Annotated in this window: 5 protein-coding genes; all 5 read left to right on the forward strand. The window is 71.0% G+C overall.

What is annotated here, in order from left to right; translation table 11 throughout:
• The first annotated feature begins 99 nt into the window (after positions 1-99).
• The 5 genes from FS825_RS16835 to FS825_RS16855 all read left to right on the forward strand — a co-directional run bounded on the left by FS825_RS16835 (position 100) and on the right by FS825_RS16855 (position 6,549).
• Positions 100-1,896, forward strand: a complete 1,797-nt coding sequence (locus FS825_RS16835) for a peptide ABC transporter substrate-binding protein (protein ID WP_144715291.1) — start codon at positions 100-102, stop codon at positions 1,894-1,896.
• A 96-nt stretch (positions 1,897-1,992) separates the two neighbouring features.
• Positions 1,993-2,952, forward strand: coding sequence for an ABC transporter permease (locus FS825_RS16840; RefSeq protein ID WP_144715292.1), 960 nt, complete (start codon positions 1,993-1,995; stop codon positions 2,950-2,952).
• 55 nt (positions 2,953-3,007) lie between these two features.
• Positions 3,008-3,901: an ABC transporter permease gene (locus FS825_RS16845; RefSeq protein WP_144715294.1), complete on the forward strand. Its 894-nt coding sequence runs from the start codon at positions 3,008-3,010 to the stop codon at positions 3,899-3,901.
• Positions 3,902-5,611 carry a dipeptide ABC transporter ATP-binding protein gene (locus tag FS825_RS16850; protein ID WP_144715296.1) on the forward strand — a complete coding sequence of 570 codons (1,710 nt, stop codon included), beginning with the start codon at positions 3,902-3,904 and terminating at the stop codon, positions 5,609-5,611. It abuts the gene before it with no gap.
• Positions 5,608-6,549, forward strand: a complete 942-nt coding sequence (locus FS825_RS16855) for an ROK family protein (protein ID WP_260981292.1) — start codon at positions 5,608-5,610, stop codon at positions 6,547-6,549. Before FS825_RS16850 ends, FS825_RS16855 begins: the two co-directional genes overlap by 4 nt.
• Positions 6,550-6,669: the final 120 nt, after the last annotated feature.

The following is a 6,669-nucleotide window of genomic DNA, read 5'->3' on the forward strand; positions in this document are numbered from 1 at the left end:
ATGTTTGTTTTTCCAATCGCTTTGGTCCTTGACTGTCCTCGTGCCGATCCGGCACCCCGTGCACCACTCCCCGAAGTCCCTCGCACAAGGAGACACCGCATGTCCAAGCCCCGTCGCTGGGCGCTCCTCACCGGAGCGGCGATCGCCGTGAGCGCCCTGCTCGCCGGCTGTTCCGGGGGCGGCTCCGCCACCTCCGGCACGAAGTCCGACGCGATCAACTACGCGCTGCCCGCCAACTTCACGCCGAACTGGATCCTGCCGATCGGCACCGCGGCACACCTCAACACGAACAACGGCTCGATCGCGCAGTCGCTCTACGAGCCGCTCGTCGCCTACGACGGGTCGACGGGCAAGATCGCGTGGAACAAGGACGGTTCCATCGCGACGGACGCGAAGTTCGCCGCCGACAGCAAGAGCGTCACCGTAACCCTCGGCGACCGGCACTGGTCGGACGGCAAGGCGATCACGAGCCGCGACGTCGAGTTCTGGTTCAACCTGATCAAGGCGAACAAGGACCAGTGGGGCTCCTACTCCGAGGGCAAGGCGCCGGACAACTGGACCTCGTTCAAGACGGTCGACGACACGCACTTCACGATCACGTTCGACAAGGCGTACAACTCCGACTGGATGCTCGCCAACCAGCTGAGCCACATCGTCCCGCTCCCGCAGCACACCTGGGACAAGACCAGTGCGAGCGGTTCGGTCGGGAACGCGGACGAGACCACCGCCGGCGCCAAGCAGGTGTGGAAGTACCTCAACACCGCTGCCGGCAAGATCTCCGACTACGCCAGCGACGACCTGTGGAAGACGATCTCCGGCCCGTACGGCGTGCAGTCCTTCACGACGGCCGGCAAGGTCACGCTGACCGCCAACACGAAGTACGACGGCGGCGAGAAGCCCTCGATCAAGACCGTCAACCTGCTGCCGTTCACGACGGCGGACGCCGAGGTCAACGCGGTCCGCTCCGGCGAGGTCGACTACGGCTACATCAACGCCACCGACATGGACCAGAAGTCCTCGTTCACGCAGAAGGGCTACGACGTCGAGCCGTGGACCGGCTGGGCGATCACGTACATGCCGTACAACTTCAACAACCCGACCATGGGCGCCGTCTTCAAGCAGCTGTACGCCCGCCAGGCCGTCCAGATGTCGGTCGACCAGAAGTCCCTGTCGAAGGTCGTCTTCAACGGCACCGCCACGTCGACCTACGGTCCGATCCCGCAGGCGCAGGAGTCCGACTACGTCTCCCAGACGCAGAAGGACAACCCGTACCCGTTCAGCACCAGCAAGGCGAAGGCGCTGCTCACCAGCCACGGCTGGACCGAGAAGGGCGGCACGATGGTCTGCACCGACCCGGGCACCTCGGCGAGCCAGTGCGGCGACGGGGTGAAGGAGGGCACGAAGTTCACCATGCAGGTGCTCTCGCAGTCCGGCTCCACCGTCACCGACAACATGATGAGCGCCATCCAGTCCTCGCTCGCGAAGAGCGGCATCGGCTTCACCATCAAGACCGCGCCGGTCTCGAGCGTGCTGTCGCAGACGCCCACCTGCACGAGCGACGAGGCCAGCTGCGACTGGGACCTGTCGTTCTTCGGGACCGCGGGCAGCTGGTACTTCCCGGCCTACCCGACCGGTGAGTCGCTCTTCCAGACCGCCGGCTCGGCGAACTTCGGCAGCTACTCCAACAAGGAGGTCGACGCGCTCATCGACGCGACGACCACCTCGCCCGACGCCTCCGCCGTGCAGGACTACAGCGCAGCGGTCGCGAAGGACCTGCCCGTCATCTGGCTGCCCAGCCCGGACTACCAGATCTCGGTCGTCAAGAAGGGTCTGACCGGGTTCGACCAGGACTCGCTCGCGAACTTCCACCCGGCCCAGTGGAAGTGGAGCAAGTAGGCCGCTGACGCGACCACCGTCTGGAGGCGCGGTGCGGGTCCGACCCGCACCGCGCCTCCAGACCGGCTCACGCACCAACCGACCAACGGAAGCCGCATGACCACAGCTCTCTACCTCACCAGGCGCGTCCTGCAGGCGCTCGCGGTGATCCTCATCGTCACGATCGTCGTGTTCTGCCTGCTGCACGCGCTGCCCGGCGGACCCGCCCGCGGCGTCCTCGGCGTCTCCGCGACGGCCGCGCAGATCACCGCGTTCAACCAGGCACAGGGACTCGACCAGGCGCTCCCCGTGCAGTACCTCCGGTTCCTCGGCCGACTGCTCACCGGCGACCTCGGCACCTCGTACACGCTCAACGAACCGGTGTCGCAGCTCATCGCCGAGCGACTCCCGAAGACCCTCGTCCTCACCGGCATGTCCGCGGTGCTCGGGCTCGTCATCGCGATCCCCGTCGGCATGTGGCAGGCGGTCCGCCGCAACGGCGCGGTCGACTACACCGCCACCGCCCTGGCCTTCGTCTTCTACTCGACGCCGGCGTTCTTCCTCGGGCTCGTCCTCATCATCGTCTTCAGCCAGCAGCTGCCGTGGCTGCCGTCCCAGGCGCCGAGCGGGAACACGCTCGCCGAGGTCTTCCAGGACCCGGCCGGCCTCGTGCTCCCCGTCGTCACGGGAGCCCTCGCGATGATCGCGGTGTTCAGCCGGTACATGCGGGCCTCGACGCTCGAGAACCTCCGGGAGGACTACGTCCGCACGGCCCGTGCCGGCGGCGCCTCCACCGTGACGATCCTCCGGCGGCACGTGTTCCGGAACTCGCTCACCCCGGTGGTCGCGATGCTCGGGTACTACCTGCCGGTGCTCTTCGGCGGGGCGCTCGTCACCGAGCAGCTCTTCAACTACCCCGGCATGGGGCTGCTGTTCTGGAACGCGGCGCAGTCCTCCGACTACCCGACCCTGCTCGGCTGCGTCCTCGTCATCTCCATCGCGACGGTCGTGGGCACGCTGCTCGCCGACGTCGCGCAGTCCCTCATCGACCCCCGAGTGAAGGCAGGCCGCGCATGAGCGCCGCGTCCATCATCGACACTGCGTCCACCAACGACGTGATGGGAGTCCGCGCATGAGCGCCGTGCAACTGGCCCCGGAAGCGCCCGGAGCTCCCGTGGTCGTCGCGTCGAGCGGGTGGAAGCTCGCCGTCCGCCGCTTCCGCCACAACACCCTCGCCGTGGTCGGCCTCGTCGTCATCGTCGTCATCGTGCTGTTCTGCTTCGTCGGACCGTTCCTGTACCCGACCGACCAGACGCACACGCAGCTGTCCCAGGCGAACCTCGGCCCGAGCGCCGCCCACCTGCTCGGCACCGACGCCGTCGGGCACGACGTCCTCGGTCGCCTGATGTTCGGCGGCAAGGTGTCGCTCATGGTCGGCATCGCCGCGGGCATCCTCGCCACGGTCGTCGGCACGCTCTGGGGATCCGTCGCCGGGTACGTGGGCGGCTGGGTCGACGCCGTGATGATGCGCGTGGTCGACGCCGGCATCGCGATCCCCGCGCTGTTCATCCTCCTCGTGATCTCCGCGATCACGACGCCGGGAGTGTGGGGCCTCATCGTGATCCTCGGCCTCGTGTCGTGGCTCGTGCCCTCCCGACTCATCCGCGCGGAGACCCTGACGCTGAAGAACCGCGACTACGTCCTCACCCTGCGCGCGATCGGCGGGTCGCACGCCCGCGCCATCGGCCGGCACCTGCTGCCGAACTCGGTGTCCACGATCGTCGTCGCCGCGACGTTCCAGGTGGCCGACGCGATCCTCCTCGTCGCCTACGTCTCGTACCTCGGCCTCGGGGTGCAGGCGCCGGCGACGGACTGGGGTGGCATGCTCTCGGCGGGACTCACCGCCGCCTACTCGGGGCGCTGGTGGCTCATCGTGCCGCCGGGTCTCGCCGTGATCCTCGTCGTCTGCGCGTTCAACGCCGTGGGCGACGGGCTCCGGGACGCCTTCGACGTGAGGGGCCGATAGATGTCCATCCTGACCACCACCGACCTCGGGGTCGCCTTCAGCACGGAGTCCGGCACGGTCGACGCCGTCCGCGGGGTCTCCCTGCACGTCGAGCCCGGCGAGACCCTGGCGCTCGTCGGCGAGTCCGGCTCGGGCAAGTCCACCGTCGCGCTCGCCGCGATGGGGCTGCTCTCCGGCAACGCGACCGCGACCGGCAGCGCCGTCGTCGACGGCCACGAGGTCGTCGGCGCCCCGGAGACCGCCCTCCGCGGCCTCCGCGGGAGCACCGTCTCGATGGTCTTCCAGGAGCCGGCGACCGCCCTCGACCCGCTCACCCGCGTCGGCGCGCAGATCGCGGAGGTGATCCGCAACCACGGCGACGTCTCCGCGGCGGACGCGTCCGAGCAGGCCGTCGAGCTCCTCGCCCGCGTCGGCATCCCGTCGCCGTCGCAGCGTGCGCGGGCGTTCCCGTTCCAGCTGTCCGGCGGGCAGCGGCAGCGGGTCGTCATCGCGATGGCGATCGCGAACTCGCCGAAGCTCCTCATCGCGGACGAACCGACGACCGCGCTCGACGTCACGGTGCAGGCCGAGATCCTCGAGCTCCTCCGCCGGCTCGCGGCCGACACCGGCACGGGGGTCCTCCTCGTCACGCACAACATGGGCGTCGTCGCGGACTTCGCGGACCGGGTCGCCGTGATGCTGCAGGGCGAGATCGTCGAGACGGGCGGGGTCGAGGACGTCCTCCTCCGTCCGCAGCACGACTACACGAAGCGGTTGCTGGCGGCGGTGCCGCGGCTCGCGGTCGCTCCCGCGGGATCGGTCGGGTCCGTCGCGTCGGCCGGGTCGGTCGGGTCCGTCGCGTCGGCCGCCTCGGTCGGTGGTCTGGACGGGAGGCGCGACGCGGCCCCGGTGGTCGACCTGCGGGACGTCTCGGTGACGTTCGGGCGCGGGGCGCGCGCCGTCCACGCCCTGAGCGGGATCGACATCGCGGTGCACGCCGGCGAGACCATCGGCCTCGTCGGGGAGTCCGGCTCGGGCAAGTCCACCGCGGCCCGGGTCGCGCTCGGCCTCATCACGCCGACGTCCGGCAGCGTGCACCTGTTCGGTTCGGACCTGCGACGGGCGAAGGGCCGTGACCGGCGCGCGCTCCGCTCCGGGATCGGCGTCGTGCTGCAGGACCCGGTCGCCTCCCTCGACGCCCGCATGTCCGTCGCCGAGTGCATCGCCGAACCGCTCGCCGTGCACCGCCGCGGGATGTCCTCGGCCGACCGGCGACGCCGCATCGACGAGGTGCTCGACGCCGTCCGGCTGCCCCGGACCCTGGCGACACGTGCACCCCGGGAGCTCTCCGGCGGCCAGCGGCAGCGCGTCTCGCTCGCCCGCGCCCTCGTCCTCTCGCCGCGGTTGCTCGTCGCCGACGAGCCGACCAGTGCGCTCGACGTCAGCGTGCAGGAGACCGTGCTCGAGGTGCTCCGCGAGCTGCAGGACGACCTCGGGTTCGCGTGCCTGTTCGTCTCGCACGACCTCGCCGTCGTGCAGCAGTTCGCCGAGCGCGTCGTCGTGATGCGCCAGGGCGTCGTCGAGGAGCAGGGCGCCACCGGCTCCACCCTCCTGCACCCGACGACCGACTACACCCGCCGACTGCTCGCCGCGGTCCCCGTCCCGGACCCGATCGTGCAACGGCAACGTCGGGCCGAGCGGCTCGCGACCCTCGCGGCGGTGACCGCGTGATCGGCATCGGACCGGACGCGGTCGTCGCCGGCGTGGACGTCGGTGGGACGAACACGAAGGTCGTCCTCGCGACGCCGACCCTCGAGGTGCTCGACCGCATCGACCTGCCGACGCCCGCCCACGCGGGCGGGGCCGCGATCGTGACCGCCGCACTCGGGGCGGTGACCGAACTGCTCGACCGGCACCGCGCCTCCTTGACGGGTGTCGGGGTGGGCGCTGCCGGCGTCGTCGACGCGAGCACGGGAACGGTGCTCGTGACGGGCAACTCGTTCACCGGCTGGGCCGGTTACGGCGTGACCGACGCCGTGACCGCGGCGCTCGGCGTGCCGGCGACGCTCGACAACGACGTGAACGCGTTCCTCCTCGGCGAGATCGCGGCCGGCGCGGTCGCGGGGGAGTCCGACGTCCTCGGGATGACCCTCGGTACCGGCGTGGGCGGAGCGTTCGTGCTCGGCGGTTCGCTGTTCGCCGGTCCCCGAGGTGCCGCCGGTGAGATCGGGCACGTCCCGGGCTTCGGCGACGCGCTGTGCACCTGCGGGCAGATCGGGCACCTCGAGACCATCGCCGGCGCCCGCGGGATCGCCGACCGGTACGCCGAGCGGTCCGGCCGACGGCTGTCCGTCCGCGAGGTCGCCGACGCCGCCCGCGCCGGGGACGCCGACGCTGCCGCGGTGTTCGAGCGGGCGGGATGGGGGCTCGCCCGTGCTGCCCTGCTGACGGCGGGGATCCTCGACGTGACCACGGTCGTCATCGGCGGGGGGATCGCCCGCTCGTGGGACCTGCTCGAGCCGCCGATCACCGCGGCGATCGCGCTGGAGCCCCCCGTCAGCGGTGCCCGGATCCGCCTGGCGCAGTCGACGCTCGGGTCGGACGCGGTGGCCCTCGGCGCCGCCGCCCAGGTGCGCGACCTCGTGCTCGGCGGTGCGCCCGCGCGCTGACGCGCCCTGCGGCGTCCTCCGCGGCCGCCGCATGCCCTGCCGCTCCGGAACCTGGTTCCGAACCCCGCGCGCGCTGACGCCCGCCCGACCACAACGCGAACCGGCCCGAACCACCTGATC

The organism is Curtobacterium pusillum (assembly GCF_007680845.1).
GTDB lineage: Bacteria > Actinomycetota > Actinomycetes > Actinomycetales > Microbacteriaceae > Curtobacterium > Curtobacterium pusillum_B.

What these genes read in the sequence shown, in the direction of transcription:
- FS825_RS16850 (WP_144715296.1), top strand. Translation starts at nt 3,902, where the DNA reads ATGTCCATCCTGACCACCACCGACCTCGGGGTCGCCTTCAGCACGGAG.
- FS825_RS16835 (WP_144715291.1), top strand. Translation starts at nt 100, where the DNA reads ATGTCCAAGCCCCGTCGCTGGGCGCTCCTCACCGGAGCGGCGATCGCC.
- FS825_RS16845 (WP_144715294.1), top strand. Translation starts at nt 3,008, where the DNA reads ATGAGCGCCGTGCAACTGGCCCCGGAAGCGCCCGGAGCTCCCGTGGTC.
- FS825_RS16840 (WP_144715292.1), top strand. Translation starts at nt 1,993, where the DNA reads ATGACCACAGCTCTCTACCTCACCAGGCGCGTCCTGCAGGCGCTCGCG.